Below are 15,852 nucleotides of genomic sequence, written 5' to 3' on the forward strand. Positions count from 1 at the left end.
ACATTGTTAATGCATCGACTTGCATTGTTAATGCATCGGCTTACATTGTTAATGCATTCACTTGCATTGTTAAGGAGAAAAAATGCGTTAGCGGAATTTACCGTTCGCGTAGCGTTCCGCAGGAAAGGTATCGCGCAGAAAATCGCCCACCAAGAGCGATCGCCTCTGGTTGACTGTTCCTCATTAATTCCTTACATTAAAGTAAGAAATTATTTTGAAAGTAAGGATATCATATGTCTATCGCCACAATTACCAGCAAAGGTCAGACAACTATCCCCAAAGAAATTCGGGAGAAGCTTAACTTACGTCCGGGCGATCGCATTAATTTCATCATTGAACCAGACGGTAAAGTCTACATTCAGCCGCTGAATATCCAAGTTGAGGAATTGTCTGGCATTCTTCATAAACCAGAAAGGAAACCAGTTTCTATCGAGGAAATGAATGAAGCAATTGAACAATCTGGTGGGAGCTTGTCATGAATGGGCTAGATACTAATATTCTGGTTTGTTATCTAGTTCAGGATGACTTGAAACAAGGTAGATTCGCTGCTGAGTACATCCAGCAGGTTAAGGCAAGCGGTGAAACCTGTTTCATCAACAACATTGTTCTTTGTGAACTCGTTTGGGTACTAAAAAGTTCCTATAAACTCAGCAGGAGTGAAATTATCGACGTTCTTGAAAAAATACTGAGAACGGATGCGTTTGACTTTGAAAACAGAGAAGCGGTTTGGTGGTCAGTACAGCAGATAAAAAAGGGAAAAGCTGATTTCTCTGACTATCTAATTATGAAGTTAAATGAACAAGCTGGCTGTAGTGAAACTGCTACATTTGATGCAAAGTTGCAAGAAGTTGAGGGAATTCAGATACTTAACTAATTATTTGCAAGCAAGGTACACCTTATAATAATAAGGCATAAGCGAATGCCAATATCCATGACAGTTAAAAAAATCAATAGAACAGAGGAATTCAAATATGAATACTGCTAAATTATTGACGAATGGTGAGAATCAGACCGTAGTTTTGCCCAAGGAATTTCAGTTTCAAGGGAATGAAGTTTATATAAAAAAGATAGGTAATGCTGTTGTCTTAATTTCCAAAGAAAATCCTTGGCAAACTTTGTTTGACGCGACTGAACTCTTTTCTGAAGATTTCATGGAAAACAGAGAACAGCCTAATTTAGAAGTTAGAGAGGCTTTTGAATGAGATTTTTGCTGGATACCAATACGTGTATCTACATTATTAAAAGGAAGCCACCTAAAGTATTCGAGAGATTTCAGACACTGGACATATTTGATGTAGGTATTTTCTCTATTACTGTTGCAGAACTTGAGTATGGTGTTTACAAAAGCCAACGTCAACAGCAAAATCAAGCAGCACTCAGTCAGTTTTTAATTCCTCTGGAAATTATTCCCTTTAATGAGACTGCTACACAAACTTATGGAAGAATCCGAGCGGAGTTAGAACGACAAGGTATTGTCATTGGTTCAATGAATATGCTAATAGCATCCCAAGCAATCAGTCTTGGGCTAATTTTAGTGACTAATAATGTCAGAGAATTTTCTCGGATTCCAGGTTTAGTCTTGGAAAATTGGGTGGATTAGTCAATAATGCAGGTCATAAGCTGGTGTTATGGATATAACCAAAGCAACGTGACACTCTTGCTGGTTCTTTAATTATTTCCTTTCAAAGCTGCCACTAAAATTCGCATGACTTGCTCCAAATCTTCGGGAACTCGATAGCTATTAATCCCCTGTTCAAAATGCTTTGTGTTGCGGTCGAGCCTACCAAATTGCCATATTGTACCTGTAGAAACAACGCCAATTAAAATTGGTTGTTTGTCAACTTTAGTCGAGCCTGACCACTGATCTAATGCCACTAATTCGGCGACTAACTGCGTGAAACCTCGCGTCAAATCCTCGTCTTTTGCCTCAATTACTAATAATTGATTGACGGATTTTACTCGCAGTAAATAATCTAAATTACCCTGAAGCCAATTAGAAACCTTCAAATTATATTCAATTCGTAATTCTGCCTGTGTGTAATGAATTAACTCCGTCACCACGCGCGAGATGAGAATTTCTCGTCTTGCAAGTTCGTTAGTCAACGGTACAAATGGTAGTACCTCCTCAATCCGATCGCGTAATTCTCCCAAGCGGTCAAGTTCATCAGGAAACTGAGGTAAATTCAGCGTTTTTCGAGTTAAACTATAGCCAAATTCTTGAGCGAGTTCACTAGCTTCAAAGCCAAGCTCAAAGTATCGGCTAAAAGTATAACTTTGATTGGAGTCAAGAATTGACATAGTTAACAGTTAACAGTTATCAGTTATCAGTTATCAGTTTCATCATTGGGGGAAACACCACACCAAGAGCACACAAAGCGTTGGTGTCAGTACAACCACACCATACGCAGCCGTCACTGCGGCTGGTACTGTTCACTGTTTGATAGCTGCACATGACATTTTTCTTATATCACGGATAGATTAGCAGTGCTTTAGCTAATAACAGTGCGTTACACTTCGTTACGCATCCTACGCCTGTGGGTTACACTTCGTTAACGCACCCTACGCGTATGAGCAATTAGCAGCATAAAGTTAAGTGGGTGAGCAATAGCTTTTCAACAAAGTTGACGGTGGGTGATGGTCGGAATTGTCATTGTCTCGCACAGCAAACAGCTTGCAGAAGGAGTCCGGGAACTGGCAGCGCAAATGGTTCAGGGCAAAGTCCCCCTGGCTGTTGCTGCAGGAATTGACGATCCAGAAAACCCGCTAGGTACAGATGCCATGCAGGTTTATGAGGCGATCGCCTCGATTTACACTGATGAAGGTGTCATTATCTTAATGGATCTCGGTAGCGCTTTGATGAGTGCGGAAATGGCACTCGAGTTTCTCTCACAAGAACACCGAGACAAAGTACATCTGTGTGAAGCACCACTTGTCGAGGGTGCAATTGCAGCTGCTGTTGCTGCCGCTTCTGGTAGCAATATTCAACAGGTGATGGCTGAAGCACGGGGCGCATTGCTTGCCAAGGCCACTCAATTGGGTGTAGATATGAGTCATATCCAACAGGAAACCGCTCACGTATCTACCTCATTTGTTATTGAAGGACAAAGAACAAATGACACAGGACACGTAACAAAAGAAATACGCCTATTAGTCCGTAATCGTTTGGGGCTACATGCCCGTCCAGCAGCTAAATTTGTGGCAACAGCAGCTAGATTTCAATCTCAAATAAAAGTCAAAAATGTAACTAAAAATATTGAAGCAGTACGTGCTGATAGTATCAACCAAGTAGCGACTTTAGGCGTGCGTCAAGGACACGAACTGGTTATTACTGCTACTGGTTCTGATGCAGATGAGGCGCTGGCGGCATTGCAAGCATTAGTCGAAAGTCACTTTGGTGAAGAAGAAACCACCCTATTACCTCATTACCCCACCACTTCATCTCTCCAACACCCCATTTCTACCTCCTCCCATCACTTTCTCCAAGGGATTCCTGCTTCCAGCGGAGTGGCGATCGCACCCGTTTTTTTGTATTGTCCTACTCCCATTGATATTCAGCAATACCACGTAGATAAGATTGAGGAAGAGTGGCAAGGTTTACAGGTAGCAATTCAAATCGCCCAAGAGGAAATTCAAGCTTTACTCTCACAAGCATCTATTCAAATTGGAGACGCTGAAGCTGCCATTTTTGATGCCCATCTGCTGTTTTTAGAAGACCCTGTGGTACTTGAAGCTGTTCACCAACGTATCTTTGAACAACATCTTAACGCTGAAGCTGCTTGGCAAGCAGTTGTTGATGAGTTGGCAAACCATTACCGTTCTATTGAGGATTCTTACTTACAAGAGCGAGTTGCTGATGTGGTAGACGTAGGACAGCGAGTGTTACGGTTACTCACTGGATTTCAATCCCACATCAGAATTTCAGATCACAGCCCTACTCATTTGCATCTGTGTGATCCAGCTATTTTGATTGCAACTGACCTAAGTCCTTCCGATACAGCTAGGCTAGATCCAACAAAAGTCCTGGGAATTTGTACCACGTCTGGCAGTGCCATTTGCCACAGTGCTATTATAGCTCGTAGATTGGGTATTCCTGTTATTGTTGGCTTACCAACAGAGATACTGCAAGTAGCAGATAATACGCTTGTCGCACTTGATGGTGAGAGTGGCAGAGTCTGGATAGAACCAGAACCAGAAATCCAAACTGCACTGGAGGCAAAGCGAGAGGCACAGCAAGTAGCCCATCAGCAAGCACTAACGACGGCATCAAGTCCAGCAATGACCCGAGATCAGAAGCAAATCAGTGTATTTGCTAATATAGGAGGTCTATCTGATACTGAAGAAGCCTTAATCTTAGGTGCAGAAGGCGTCGGATTATTCCGCACTGAGTTCCTCTATCTGGAAAGAACAACACCGCCTTCGGAAGAAGAGCAATTGGTAGTTTATCAAAGTATCGCCCAACTTCTTGATCATCGTCCGTTAATCATCCGCACACTTGATGTGGGGGGTGACAAGCCAATTCCCTACTTGAATTTTCCACACGAAACCAACCCTTTTTTGGGTTGGCGCGGAATTCGTTTTTGTCTCGATAATCCTGATATCTTCAAAACTCAGTTGCGGGCAATTTTAAAAGCCAGTCCCGGACACCAAATTAAAATCATGTTTCCGATGATTGCTACTGTGCAAGAAATACAAGCTGCAAAGGCAATGCTGGCAGAAGTACAGGCTGAACTACGTCAAGCTGGTATACCCTTTGATGAAAATATGGAAGTGGGTATTATGGTAGAAATACCCTCGGCGGTTGTGCTTGCTGAACAGTTAGCAGCTGAAGTGGACTTTTTCAGTCTTGGTACCAATGACCTCAGCCAATATATCATGGCAGCAGATCGCACGCATCCACGAGTCGCAACTTTGGTTGATGCAATGCATCCGGCTGTGTTGCGGATGATTCAGCAAACTGTCCAAGCTGCACATAAAGCAGGCATTTGGGTGGGGTTATGTGGGGAATTGGCGGCAGACCCTTTAGCAGCAACAATTTTACTAGGGTTAGGATTAGATGAAGTGAGTCTGAATCCGCAAGCTATTCCTGAATTTAAGCAGGCGATCGCTCAGTTGACAATGGCAGAAGCAGAGATAATTGCTGCATCAGCCATGCAACAAAATTCTGCGGCTGAGGTCAGGGAATTGGTCAGAAAATTATGAATTGTGAAACTTAAAGTATCTCCCGATTTTACATTTTAACGTAGTTCTGTTTATTTCTACTTACAGCGGTTTGCAATTGGGTGAGGTACACAAAGAAATAATGAACCACAGATGCACACAGATGGACACAGATAAATTAGTACTTCATTCAATTGAGTTGCGCTGTATCATCAATAATTTATTAGACTTCTTACAAAACTCTGTTTTTAATAATTAGAAGCATCGATGGACATCAGATTCATACAGATAATTCATCTGTGTGCATCTGTGTTTATCTGTGGTTTCATTTTCATAACAATTGGCTTTGGCAATAAGTTTATTTGACTCTCTGCCAAATTCTGATTGTTTTGTCAGAACTACCACTTGCAATAAATTGACCATCTAAACTCATTGCAACAGAATTCACTGCCCCTGAATGTCCGGTGAGAGTTTGCAGTAATTCTCCAGTATGCAAACGCCAAATCTTGATAGTTTTATCAGCACTAGCGCTAAAAAGAGTTTGCCCATCAAGACTAACAGCTAGCGATTTTACCTCATCTGTATGTCCAGTTAAAGTATGCAGTACTTTATCTGTGTCCAGATGCCAAATTTTGATGGTTTTGTCTGCACTACCACTGATTAAGAATTGTCCATCAGGAGAAATGGCGATCGCTTTCACCTCACCTGAATGTTTACTCAGGGTTCGTAATGGTTCTCCTGAGTGGGGATTCCATAACCTAATCTTATGATCACTGTTAGCACTGGCAAGGATTGTACCATCTGGGCTGATAGCGGCGGCATAAACTGCGGCTGAATGCCAAAGGGTGCAAATGCGTTCGCCTTTATGTAGGTTCCAAATCTTGATTTTATTACTGCCACTAGCGAGAATTTGTCCATCTGGGCTAATGACTACGAAGTTAACTGGTTTTTGATGCCCTAAGAGAGTATGCAGTGGTTTAGCAGTTGCTAGATGCCATACTTTGACGTTATTTCTAGGGTGTTCGCAACTCCCTACAGCCAGCAAATTCCCATCAGGGCTAATAGCCACGGATGAAACTTCTGCTATATTTTCAGTTATGGTGTGAATAACCTTGCCAATATCGAGATTCCAAACCTTAATAGTTTTATCAGCAGACCCACTTACCAAAGTTTTGCCATCTAGGCTGATAGCTACAGATGTCACTTTACCAGAATGACCAGTGAGGGTGTGGCACAGATAAGCATATTCGTGTTGGCGTTTGTGTTTGAGGTTGGCGATCGCATTCAAAAGTTCCTCAACATATGTCATACTTTCAGTGTCGCCAACTGCTGCAAAATATTCTCTTAACTTGTGGACATATTCTTCATCTTCTATCTTCACAGCTGATTGCATTGCCTGTAGAGGATGGCTTGCTTGCGGCTGAGGAACTTGGCGTAGTTGTAACCATGTGTTAATTGAGTAATCTACTTGTTCTTTTGCCCATGTGTCATCGGGTAAATGCGATAAACTTTGAGCTAGTTCCAATGCCAACTCAGGAATCCAGTAACGTCGCTCCATCTCCAGAGCTTGGTAGAGTTGTTTATATCCTGTGGCGTACACGCGAAGCTGGTTATCGTCAGACATCGCTTGTAGTGATTGTAAATCAACAGCATTTGTCAGCATCGGCAGTAATTCAGGTAGTAGAGGAGGTACATCATGATGTACCAAGTGATATGCATCCGCTACCCAACTTGCCGCTAGACTATGACAAGTAATCAAAACCTGGCAAAGTTTTTCAAGATCCTGACGATTAACTTGGTATTGTAAGGATAACTTGCTGACATCAATTCCCTTTTCTTTCCATTTCTCTGCTTTTTCCAGAATTGCCAAATTGATAACATTGTCTCTCCCAATATTATTAATTTCTTCTATATTTTCTCCCAATAAGATGAGTTCATCTCTAATTTTTTTCCACTCTAAAGCACGATTTTTTGCTGACTCTTCAACAATTTCCTTATAAGGTAGCCGAGTTATTGTTTTATAGTAATAATTATCTTGTCCAATTCCCCAATAGCCAATGCGAAAATTGAGATAATCTCCATCAGCTTCTGACTCTAAAATTAAAACAGGCTCTGTTTTTAACATTCCAAACAGAGCCTTGATACTTGATTCACTGTGAAAACGCTTACTATCCCAAGCCCCTGCTAAAAATTCTGTTGGTCTTATTGGATTATGTAGAGAGTAATGCTTGTTGAGAAACTCTCGTAAACCTTCAGCTAACATGAACTCGATGTCTGAAATGTCTTCTCCTTGACTATCAAATTTATCAAACTTGACTTTAGGAGGTGCAAGAAAAATTTTAAGTGGAGTCCGTTGGTGACTGGTATGAGACTCTAAAATTTGTGAAGGTGATAATCGCAAAGGCCAGCTTTCAAAAGTTTTATGAACTTCTGGCAACTTGAGTGCTGTTTCTCGCTGATGTGTTGCTATTTGTAATTGTGTCTTATGGTAATAAAAAGCTAGTTCCTGTTGCTGAATTTTTTCTTTGTCAAATCCTCTCACATAACTGATACCTTGACTCGAACTATTGACAGATTGGATAAATTCTTGAATATATTCGGGAGGTTGATATATTGCCAATGGGCGTTCTTCATTTCTCTTTTGTACTAAACTTGCAATAATAGGTGCTAATTCTAGTACCAGATCAATAAGTAATCTTACTCCTTGCTCCATAAAAAGATGGCTGATTTCATGTTTATTTCAATCATAGCTTTAATAAAGCTCTTGGCTAAGTCAACCAAATAGAAATGAAACCACAGATTAACACTGTCTTGGGGCAAGTGTCTGTTGTGCATCTGTGGTTCCAAAATTCATTAACCGAATTTTTGCAAGAAGTTTAATGTCGAACTCACCTTAACAAGAGGCGCGTAAGGACAAAAGTTAGAACCTTACACCCAGTTGTCCGTTGACTCCTCGAATAGAGTTGTAACCAACTCCAACGAAAAGGTTATCGGTAGCGCCAACCTGAACCCCACCTGAAAAGGCAACACCTTTATCTGCTGAATAGTATCCCAGTCCTACATAAGGAGAAACCACGGGCAAGCTAATAAATTTTAGGACATCTACACCAGTAGAACCATCAGGCCCAAATCCTAACTCCGCCCCCAAATTCAAAGCCCTTGCACCTACAGAATAGGTAACATCACCTTCTTGACTACCAACTGATACCCAAGGTTGCGGTACTATTTGAGCATGTGTACTTTGTGGGGTAAATAAAGTTAACAAACTGAGTGATGCGAATAGTGTTTTCGCAATAAAGGCATTTTTCACGTTCTACTCCTTCACGACCTGCAATATTGTCATTTTGTCTGAACTACTAGAAAAAAAGACACTCTAGGTAAATAGCAACAGAATTTGCTGCTGAATTTCCAATAAGCATTTACAGCAGTTCGCCTTTGCTGTGATTACTGCTATTACTAATAGTGACGAAATAATCCTCGCTTAAGTGCCTACTTTAAGAATTGGGTTGAGTCAGTTTTCCAAAAAACTGATGCAAAATAGTAGAACTCTTGCAAAAGTCAATTTTTTTGAAAAAAACCACAGATGGACACAGATGGACACAGATAAGCTAATCGTCATTCAGTTTTCCAGGATGATTCGCTTGTAGTAAGGGCTTCAGCCCTAGCTCTATGCAACTTGAATGCTCATTAGCTTAAATCGTATTTTTGCAAGAAGTCTAGTGATTTGTCTTAATATTTCTTTCTTGGTTATCACAGCACCAAAGTTAACTATGAATTACTTAGATGAACTCAAACGTTATTTAGATGAACAGGGACGTGTGAAAGAATGGCCCTCCAAGCGGAACAAAGGAAAGTTCCAAAAGCTGGTGTTGGAGTATTTAGCGTTGAAGTTTGAGGTTGGTGTCATTTACACAGAAAAAGAAGTGAACGCACTGCTGAATCAACATCACACCTTTGGCGACCCTGCGATGTTGCGACGAGAATTATTTGAGAGTGGTTTAATTGACAGAAAGCGGGATGGTTCCGCTTACTGGTGCAATCTTCAAAATTGACGCGACCAATCTTTAGGCCAACGTTCAACGACCACTTTTGTTTGCGTAAAAAACTCGACAGCATGATTGCTTTGACCGTGTAAATCACCAAAAAAGCTTTCTTTCCAACCGCTAAACGGGAAAAACGCCATTGGTGCGGCAACTCCTATGTTAATGCCAATATTACCAGCCTCTGCTTCGTAGCGGAACTGACGCGCAGCAGCGCCATTGGTGGTGAACAGACAAGCCATGTTACCGTATTGACCGCTGTTGACTAGGGCGATCGCCTGTTCAATAGTCTCTAAATGTATCAAACTTAGTACAGGACCAAAAATTTCTGTGCGGGCAATTTCACCTGCTGGATCAACGTTTTGTAAAATGGTGGGACGGATAAAATTCCCTTTTTCATAACCTACTATATTGGCTTGTCGCCCATCTACCAACACCGTCGCCCCTTCATCTGCGGCCTTTTGAATTAATCCCTCAATTCGTGCTTTACTTTGGGTTGTAATGACGGGTCCCATTTCTACACTCTGGTCTAAACCATGACCTACAACTCGCTTTTTAGAAGTTTCTGCAATGGCTTCTGTAAAGGTCCGATGTGCTTCTCCCACAGTCACTGCAACCGAAGCAGCAAGGCAACGTTGTCCCGCACAACCAAAAGCACTATCAGCAGCAATGCGTGTCGTCATTTCTAAATCTGCATCTGGCAAAACAATCAGTGGATTTTTCGCACCACCTTGGCATTGAACTCGTTTGCCATTTGCCGCTGCCCTACTATATATATATTTAGCAACTGGTGTAGAGCCAACAAAGCTAATTGCGCGAATTTTTGGATGATCCAAAATTGCATCTACAGCTTCCTTTGCACCGTTGACTAGGTTGACTATGCCTTTAGGCAACCCAGTTTTTTCTAACAACTGAAAAACTTTTTGCATCGTTAGCGGCACTTTTTCCGAAGGCTTAACGATATATGTGTTGCCACAAGCAAGGGCATAGGGCATAAACCAAAAGGGAATCATTGCTGGAAAGTTGAACGGGGCAATAACCGCAGCCACTCCCAGTGGTTGCCGAATCATCATCTCATCAATACCCTTAGCAACGTCTTCTAAAATAGTTCCCTGCATCATCATGGGAATACCGCAAGCAACTTCCACATTTTCAATGGCGCGACGCATTTCGCCTTTAGATTCAGCCAAAGTCTTCCCACTTTCCAGCGTAATTGTGCGAGACAAATCCTCTAAATTCTCTTCTAACAGATTCTTGAGTTTAAATAAATACTGCACTCGTTCTGCAGGTGGAGTACGTCGCCATGTCACAAAAGCTTCCGCCGCAGCTTCAGCAGCTTGATTGACCTCAATAGCTGGTGACAGCGGTACTTTAGCCAGTACCTCTGCTGTTGCTGGGTTGATAACGTCTAGGTGTTCCGTAGCAGTAGATGTACACCACTGACCATTAATGTAGTTGGATAAGGTAGAAGTTGCGTTCATGAGGGCGATGTTGGATTTGTAGAATTTATATTAAGTAGATTCTGCTGGTAATAAGTCACAAAGCTAGGGTTATTTATTTTCATCATCTCAAAGACTAAACCTAGCACCGCGAAGTCGTAAATCTTGACGCTGAATCTTTGTCAACCCAATTCCTTGTGCAAACTCACATTCTTCTACAAGACCATTTAACCATTTAGTCTCATTGAGAGTGGCACCATTCAAATTTGCATTTTTCAAGTTGGCATTAGTAAAGTTAGCAAATATAAGATCTGCATTCACTAAACTGCTACCTTCAAGATTTGCACCTGAGAAATTCCCCCGGATGAAGTTGACTTGATCTAATATCAAGCCAGATAAATCTGCTCCCATTAAATTAGGAAACTTTAGCTGACTGGGATTTTGGAAAAACCGCATGATGCATGCTATATTTGCTTCATTGAGATGTATCTTGGTCAAAAACTCATAGCGGGCTATCCCAAGTTGCCTGAGAATTTCTAGACGTTGTTGGGGACTTTGTTCTAAAAAATCAACAGCGCTGCTACGGAGATTCTGAGTAGGAGTATTTAGCATAATCATCAGATTTCGGTGATAGTTTTCAATAAACCTGTTGCAAAAGTCAATGTTCATGAAAAAAACACAGATGTAGGCGTAAGCCGTACCGTAGGCTACACCGATAAACAGTGATTATTTATCTGTGTGTATCTGTGTTCATCTGTGGTTCTAAATATTTTTAAACCGGACTTTTGCAACAAGTCTAATATTAAAAATACAGCGCTTCTCATCTGAATGAAGTACTAATTTATCTGTGTCCATCTGTGTTCATCTGTGGTTCATTATTTCTTTGTGTACCTCACCCAATTGCAAACCACTGTATTTCTCATTTGTATTGTAGTGGCGAGCTATGCTACAAAATGGCTATGCTGTTATCCATGTAACCATTTAATCCGGGTAATAGTGAGTACCATTTGTAAAGTTAGGTAGTTATAGCCTTTGTTATTAAAGCAAGCATGAAAAAGACAATTATACCATACAAACTTAAAGGTCCTGTACTAACAATAACAGTATTGTTTGGGGTTATTTCACTATTCTTAAGCTGCTTTTTAATTAAGATTGTCAGAGTAAAATTTGTAGAGATTGATTTTGTACTTAAAAAATTAGAAGCTCAAAGCGAAGTACAAGCGAATAATCCTCATGCTATTCCAAGAGTTGATATACAAAGGCGCTTAAGTTATGATATAAGACCTGATTTTAGATGCTTATTTTGGGCTACAACTGTGGTAGGTAGTGGCTGGACTAATGATTCTAAGGATAGTGATTTTTTTATAGATTATTATATACCTCCAGATAAAAAAGCAATGATTTGTACAACACCAGCCCTAGCAGCTGCACTCATTGCTGAACGTCCTAAGCCACTTTTATATAAGGTTTATCCAACAGAATATGGCTTTCGTGTTCGCCTTGTCGAAGGTCTTTCAGAAGTGAGAGAACCCTGCAAAAACTGGACAGGAAATGTTGATTGTGCAAATTCTCTATTATCGCGACAGGGAATTGTTAAGTATGAGCCTTAGAGAATCATCTAACAGTTTTTTGTTTTTTGATGGTGATATCTATTCAAAACTGTTTACATACACAATTAAGACTCCATCTCAGCCAATTCTAACCAACGCTCAGTTGCTTTATCAATCTCTTCCTTGAGTATTTCCATTTGTTCGTAGAGTTTTTGCACTTGAGTGTAGTTACCAGGAGGAACATTGGCTATTGCTTTCTCTGCTTCTGCTTTTTCGGCTTCCATTTGAGCAATTTTCCCTTCCAACTGCTCAAATTCTCGTTTTTGCCAATTAGATAACCCGCGTCGCTTTTTATTTTCGTTTTCTTTAGGTAGAGATGTTGTTGGTAGCGTCTCTACATTTTTCGGTTTTTCTTTAGTATTAGCAGTTTGTTGCTGTTGTGCTTCTTCTGCTTGCTTGAAATCCAGATACACTGAATAATTTCCTGGATATTGCCGAATATTTCCACCTTCTTCAAAGGTAAAGATTGTATCTACGGTACGATCTAGAAAGTAGCGATCGTGAGAAACAACAATAACACAACCTGGAAAATCCTCTAAATACTCTTCTAGAACCGCCAATGTCTGCACATCCAAATCATTTGTCGGTTCATCTAATATTAAGACATTCGGCGCGCTCATGAGAATGCGTAATAGAAACAACCGCCGTTTTTCACCACCAGACAGTTTATGAATTGGAGCATACTGTTGGTTCCCAGGGAATAAAAAACGCTCCAACATTTGGGAGGCGGTAATTCTAGTTCCATCGGCAATTTGGATAAATTCCCCTTCTTCTTTGATGTATTCAATCACGCGCTGATTTTCGTTCAACGCCGATTGTAATTCCTCAGAATGCTGGTTAAAGTAACCAATGTGAATGGTAGTACCAATTTCCAAACTCCCAGAATCTGGCTGAACACGCTCAGTGATGATATTTAATAAAGTGGATTTACCCGCACCATTACCGCCGATAATACCAATGCGGTCATCTGGGCTAAATTCGTAGGTAAAATCCTTAATTAAGCTGCCTCCATTATAAGCTTTAGATACATTATTCAGTTCAATAACTTTTTTGCCAATGCGACGACTGAGTGTAGAAATATCAACTTTACTCTGAACTTGTTTAAACTCAGTTTCTTGCATATCGCTAATGCGATCAATTCTAGCTTTTTGCTTAGTACTACGAGCTTTTGGTCCTCGTTTTAGCCATTCCAACTCGCGCCGTAATACACCTTGATGTTTACGTTGACTGCTAATAGCAGATTCTTCAGCCAAAGCTTTCTTTTCCAGGTAATATGAATAGTTGCCCGCGTAAGTGTAAATGTCTCCTCGGTCAATTTCGATAATGCGATTAGTCACCTTATCTAAAAAGTAGCGATCGTGAGTGATAAGCAAGAGTGCGCCGCGATAGCGATTCAAATAACTTTGCAACCACTCAACAGAATTAGCATCAAGATGGTTTGTTGGCTCATCCATCAGTAACAAATCTGGTTCTGACAGCAAAGCTGTGGCTAAAGCAATGCGCTTGCGATAACCACCAGATAAAGTCCCAATCACAGCATGAAAATCTGTAATTCCTAACTTGGAAAGGATGATTTTAGCATTGGTTTCCAATTCCCATGCACCTGTTGCTTCCATGCGCTGCATTATGGAAGAAAGACGCGCCATAAGTTGCTTATCTTCCGGTGCATGAGCTAATTTATCAGAAACTGCTTCATACTCACGCACCAACACCATTTGCTCGCCGCTGTCAGCGAAAACTTGCTCTAACACTGTGTGATTTTCGTCTAAATCTGGCTGCTGAGGCAAGTAGACAATTGTAGCGCCTGAATTGGCTAAAATTTGACCAGCATCAATCGGTTCTAGTCCTGCAATCATTTTTAATAATGTTGACTTTCCAGAACCGTTCGTACCAATTAAACCAACTTTATCAGTAGCATCCAGGCTAAAGCTGGCATCTTTTAATATTTCTTTGATGCCAAAATCTTTTTTAACCGATTGTAGGGTAATAAGACTCATAGAATTTAGTTATTTGTTAGCTCTCATTTGTTAGTTGTTAGTTGTCAGTTGTTAGAAATTACTACTAACCATTAACTTAACTACTAATCTCTCCCCCTCTCCTTTCTCTGCGTCCTATGCGCCGGGTGCGGTTTTTTGACTACTAAACCAATCGATAATTGGGGTGCGTTAACGTAGTGTAACGCACCCTACACCTTATTCTAGAGTTAAACAAATAAATCAAGGGGTAAATGCCCATACATTTCGTTGATTCCACCTTGAGAGTAAGACTGGCAAGAGACTAATACACCCCGATGATGTCCTGAATAAGAATCGAGATAGCACACACCGTTTTTGCCGTTTAATTTGATGTAAACTGGACCTTCAATGACAGGTAAATCGCTTGGTGGTTCATAGCCGAAAGCATGGGAATATGTTTTCATTGCCAGTATTCCTTCCTCAGGTGTGTCAGCACAAATCCCTAAAATCTGATAGTCGGCAATATTGGCAAGCAAAAGTAAAGCCTGACGAATTAAGGTCTTTTCTGATGGCTTGAGTTTGGGTGCAATATCTATACAGTTGTATTTATTAAGAATTTTTTTGGCTTCTTCAACGGTCAAATTACTCTGATTACTGTTTGACATAAATAATTTTATTATTCCTTAATGTTTGCTCTGTGTTTGAGTAGGGCTAACGCCCTACAGAAAATTTCTTTATCGGGCTTAATCTTGCATATTGCCTAAGTTGAAAAGAAATGGAACACTACTTTTTGTATCATTACCCATGACGAGGACTTTTGGCATCTGGGCACCACCACTTTTCCAAGATTCAATCGCTTCTTTTTGCAAAACCAACTGTCCTCCTTGAGCTTTCAAAGTATCCGCTAAAAGTCTTTGAGCCTCCGCTTTACCCTTAGCGCGATTTACCTCTGCTTGGGCTTCTTGTTCAGCTTCTTGTGCCACATAAACGGCTCTTTGTGCTCTTTGCTCAGCAATTTGTTTTTCCTCAACTGCTCTGGCAAATTCTGGAGAAAATGTTAAGTCAACCACGCTAGTATCTAGTACGATTATTCCATATTTCTCTAAGCGTTGTCCCAATGCCATATCAAAGTCTTCCTTCAACTCGTTTCTTTTGGTAATCGCTTCCTCAACTGTCCTTTTAGCTGCTGCGATTTTAAATGATTCCTGGGTTTGGGGTGCAATAATTTTGTTGACAATATTTGCTAGAGTTCCTTGTTTTCTTCTTATATCAACAGCTTGTATGGGGTCGATGCGAAAGTTAATAGCAAATCTTGCAGTTAAGGTTTGCAAATCCTTGGTTGAACTCTCTGCTGGAACTTCAAACTTTTGCACTGTCAAATCATACACATCTACTACTGAAATGAATGGTGGTATCAAGTGGATACCCTCTATTAATGCTCCATCCCTGGCTTTACCCAAGATACTTAGTACTCCTGCTTGCCCTGGATTTATGATAATAAAGGAATTAAGGCTCAGGATAACAAGTATTGCCCCGACAATTCCTGCTACTACGGTTTGCCAATTCCTCAATGGCTGATTTTTCAACTCCTTATCTCCTTTGTGGGTTTCAGATAACTCCTCTTAATACAGATACTTTACTACTGGCGAGC

Annotated in this window: 15 protein-coding genes; 7 read left to right on the plus strand and 8 right to left on the minus strand. The window is 40.7% G+C overall.

Annotation, left to right across the window (positions count from 1 at the left end; genetic code table 11):
* Positions 1-233: 233 nt before the first annotated feature.
* The 4 genes from MAS10914_RS0113690 to vapC all read left to right on the plus strand — a co-directional run bounded on the left by MAS10914_RS0113690 (position 234) and on the right by vapC (position 1,600).
* Positions 234-479, plus strand: a complete 246-nt coding sequence (locus tag MAS10914_RS0113690; protein WP_017316506.1) for an AbrB/MazE/SpoVT family DNA-binding domain-containing protein — start codon at positions 234-236, stop codon at positions 477-479.
* On the plus strand, positions 476-874 hold the full coding sequence (locus tag MAS10914_RS0113695) for a PIN domain-containing protein (RefSeq protein ID WP_017316507.1): 399 nt from the start codon (positions 476-478) through the stop codon (positions 872-874). Before MAS10914_RS0113690 ends, MAS10914_RS0113695 begins: the two co-directional genes overlap by 4 nt.
* 97 nt (positions 875-971) lie before the next feature.
* Positions 972-1,202, plus strand: a complete 231-nt coding sequence (locus tag MAS10914_RS0113700; RefSeq protein WP_017316508.1) for an antitoxin — start codon at positions 972-974, stop codon at positions 1,200-1,202.
* Complete coding sequence (gene vapC, locus MAS10914_RS0113705; RefSeq protein WP_017316509.1) at positions 1,199-1,600, plus strand: type II toxin-antitoxin system tRNA(fMet)-specific endonuclease VapC; 402 nt, start codon at positions 1,199-1,201, stop codon at positions 1,598-1,600. Before MAS10914_RS0113700 ends, vapC begins: the two co-directional genes overlap by 4 nt.
* A gap of 68 nt (positions 1,601-1,668) precedes the next feature.
* Here vapC and MAS10914_RS0113710 read toward each other — a convergent pair whose 3' ends face one another.
* Positions 1,669-2,298, minus strand: coding sequence for a hypothetical protein (locus tag MAS10914_RS0113710; RefSeq protein WP_017316510.1), 630 nt, complete (start codon positions 2,296-2,298; stop codon positions 1,669-1,671).
* Between the two features lie 336 nt (positions 2,299-2,634).
* On the opposite strand from MAS10914_RS0113710, the gene ptsP reads away from it, so the two are divergent.
* Entirely contained in the window at positions 2,635-5,199 is a 2,565-nt protein-coding gene (gene ptsP / locus MAS10914_RS0113715) for a phosphoenolpyruvate--protein phosphotransferase (RefSeq protein WP_017316511.1), read from the plus strand.
* Positions 5,200-5,515: 316 nt separating this feature from the next.
* Here ptsP and MAS10914_RS0113720 read toward each other — a convergent pair whose 3' ends face one another.
* Both MAS10914_RS0113720 and MAS10914_RS0113725 read right to left on the minus strand, forming a co-directional pair.
* A complete protein-coding gene (locus MAS10914_RS0113720; RefSeq protein ID WP_017316512.1) occupies positions 5,516-7,870 on the minus strand; it encodes a WD40 repeat domain-containing protein in 2,355 nt (784 codons plus the stop codon).
* A 207-nt stretch (positions 7,871-8,077) separates the two neighbouring features.
* Positions 8,078-8,467 carry a hypothetical protein gene (locus tag MAS10914_RS0113725; RefSeq protein WP_017316513.1) on the minus strand — a complete coding sequence of 130 codons (390 nt, stop codon included), beginning with the start codon at positions 8,465-8,467 and terminating at the stop codon, positions 8,078-8,080.
* A 460-nt stretch (positions 8,468-8,927) separates the two neighbouring features.
* Here MAS10914_RS0113725 and MAS10914_RS0113730 point away from each other — a divergent pair, with 460 nt between their 5' ends.
* Complete coding sequence (locus MAS10914_RS0113730) at positions 8,928-9,209, plus strand: DUF2087 domain-containing protein (protein WP_026082544.1); 282 nt, start codon at positions 8,928-8,930, stop codon at positions 9,207-9,209.
* Here MAS10914_RS0113730 and MAS10914_RS0113735 read toward each other — a convergent pair.
* On the minus strand, positions 9,200-10,678 hold the full coding sequence (locus MAS10914_RS0113735) for a CoA-acylating methylmalonate-semialdehyde dehydrogenase (protein ID WP_017316515.1): 1,479 nt from the start codon (positions 10,676-10,678) through the stop codon (positions 9,200-9,202). The two genes, MAS10914_RS0113730 and MAS10914_RS0113735, sit on opposite strands and share 10 nt — an antisense overlap.
* A gap of 87 nt (positions 10,679-10,765) precedes the next feature.
* Entirely contained in the window at positions 10,766-11,248 is a 483-nt protein-coding gene (locus MAS10914_RS0113740) for a pentapeptide repeat-containing protein (protein ID WP_026082545.1), read from the minus strand.
* Positions 11,249-11,685: 437 nt separating this feature from the next.
* Here MAS10914_RS0113740 and MAS10914_RS0113745 point away from each other — a divergent pair, with 437 nt between their 5' ends.
* Complete coding sequence (locus MAS10914_RS0113745) at positions 11,686-12,246, plus strand: hypothetical protein (RefSeq protein WP_017316517.1); 561 nt, start codon at positions 11,686-11,688, stop codon at positions 12,244-12,246.
* A gap of 65 nt (positions 12,247-12,311) precedes the next feature.
* Here MAS10914_RS0113745 and MAS10914_RS0113750 read toward each other — a convergent pair whose 3' ends face one another.
* The 3 genes from MAS10914_RS0113750 to MAS10914_RS0113760 form a co-directional block, all read right to left on the minus strand.
* Positions 12,312-14,243, minus strand: coding sequence for an ABC-F family ATP-binding cassette domain-containing protein (locus MAS10914_RS0113750; RefSeq protein ID WP_017316518.1), 1,932 nt, complete (start codon positions 14,241-14,243; stop codon positions 12,312-12,314).
* Positions 14,244-14,449: 206 nt separating this feature from the next.
* Positions 14,450-14,866, minus strand: a complete 417-nt coding sequence (locus MAS10914_RS0113755) for a DUF1824 family protein (RefSeq protein ID WP_017316519.1) — start codon at positions 14,864-14,866, stop codon at positions 14,450-14,452.
* A gap of 78 nt (positions 14,867-14,944) precedes the next feature.
* A complete protein-coding gene (locus MAS10914_RS0113760) occupies positions 14,945-15,787 on the minus strand; it encodes a prohibitin family protein (RefSeq protein ID WP_017316520.1) in 843 nt (280 codons plus the stop codon).
* Positions 15,788-15,852 lie beyond the last annotated feature (65 nt).

It is taken from the genome of Mastigocladopsis repens PCC 10914 (genome assembly GCF_000315565.1).
GTDB lineage: Bacteria > Cyanobacteriota > Cyanobacteriia > Cyanobacteriales > Nostocaceae > Mastigocladopsis > Mastigocladopsis repens.

Coding starts and splice junctions, on each gene's coding strand:
- MAS10914_RS0113710 (WP_017316510.1), bottom strand. CDS start 2,298: ATGTCAATTCTTGACTCCAATCAAAGTTATACTTTTAGCCGATACTTT.
- MAS10914_RS0113740 (WP_026082545.1), bottom strand. CDS start 11,248: ATGCTAAATACTCCTACTCAGAATCTCCGTAGCAGCGCTGTTGATTTT.
- MAS10914_RS0113750 (WP_017316518.1), bottom strand. CDS start 14,243: ATGAGTCTTATTACCCTACAATCGGTTAAAAAAGATTTTGGCATCAAA.
- MAS10914_RS0113730 (WP_026082544.1), top strand. CDS start 8,928: ATGAATTACTTAGATGAACTCAAACGTTATTTAGATGAACAGGGACGT.
- MAS10914_RS0113720 (WP_017316512.1), bottom strand. CDS start 7,870: ATGGAGCAAGGAGTAAGATTACTTATTGATCTGGTACTAGAATTAGCA.
- vapC (WP_017316509.1), top strand. CDS start 1,199: ATGAGATTTTTGCTGGATACCAATACGTGTATCTACATTATTAAAAGG.
- MAS10914_RS0113755 (WP_017316519.1), bottom strand. CDS start 14,866: ATGTCAAACAGTAATCAGAGTAATTTGACCGTTGAAGAAGCCAAAAAA.
- MAS10914_RS0113690 (WP_017316506.1), top strand. CDS start 234: ATGTCTATCGCCACAATTACCAGCAAAGGTCAGACAACTATCCCCAAA.
- MAS10914_RS0113695 (WP_017316507.1), top strand. CDS start 476: ATGAATGGGCTAGATACTAATATTCTGGTTTGTTATCTAGTTCAGGAT.
- MAS10914_RS0113700 (WP_017316508.1), top strand. CDS start 972: ATGAATACTGCTAAATTATTGACGAATGGTGAGAATCAGACCGTAGTT.
- MAS10914_RS0113735 (WP_017316515.1), bottom strand. CDS start 10,678: ATGAACGCAACTTCTACCTTATCCAACTACATTAATGGTCAGTGGTGT.
- ptsP (WP_017316511.1), top strand. CDS start 2,635: ATGGTCGGAATTGTCATTGTCTCGCACAGCAAACAGCTTGCAGAAGGA.
- MAS10914_RS0113745 (WP_017316517.1), top strand. CDS start 11,686: ATGAAAAAGACAATTATACCATACAAACTTAAAGGTCCTGTACTAACA.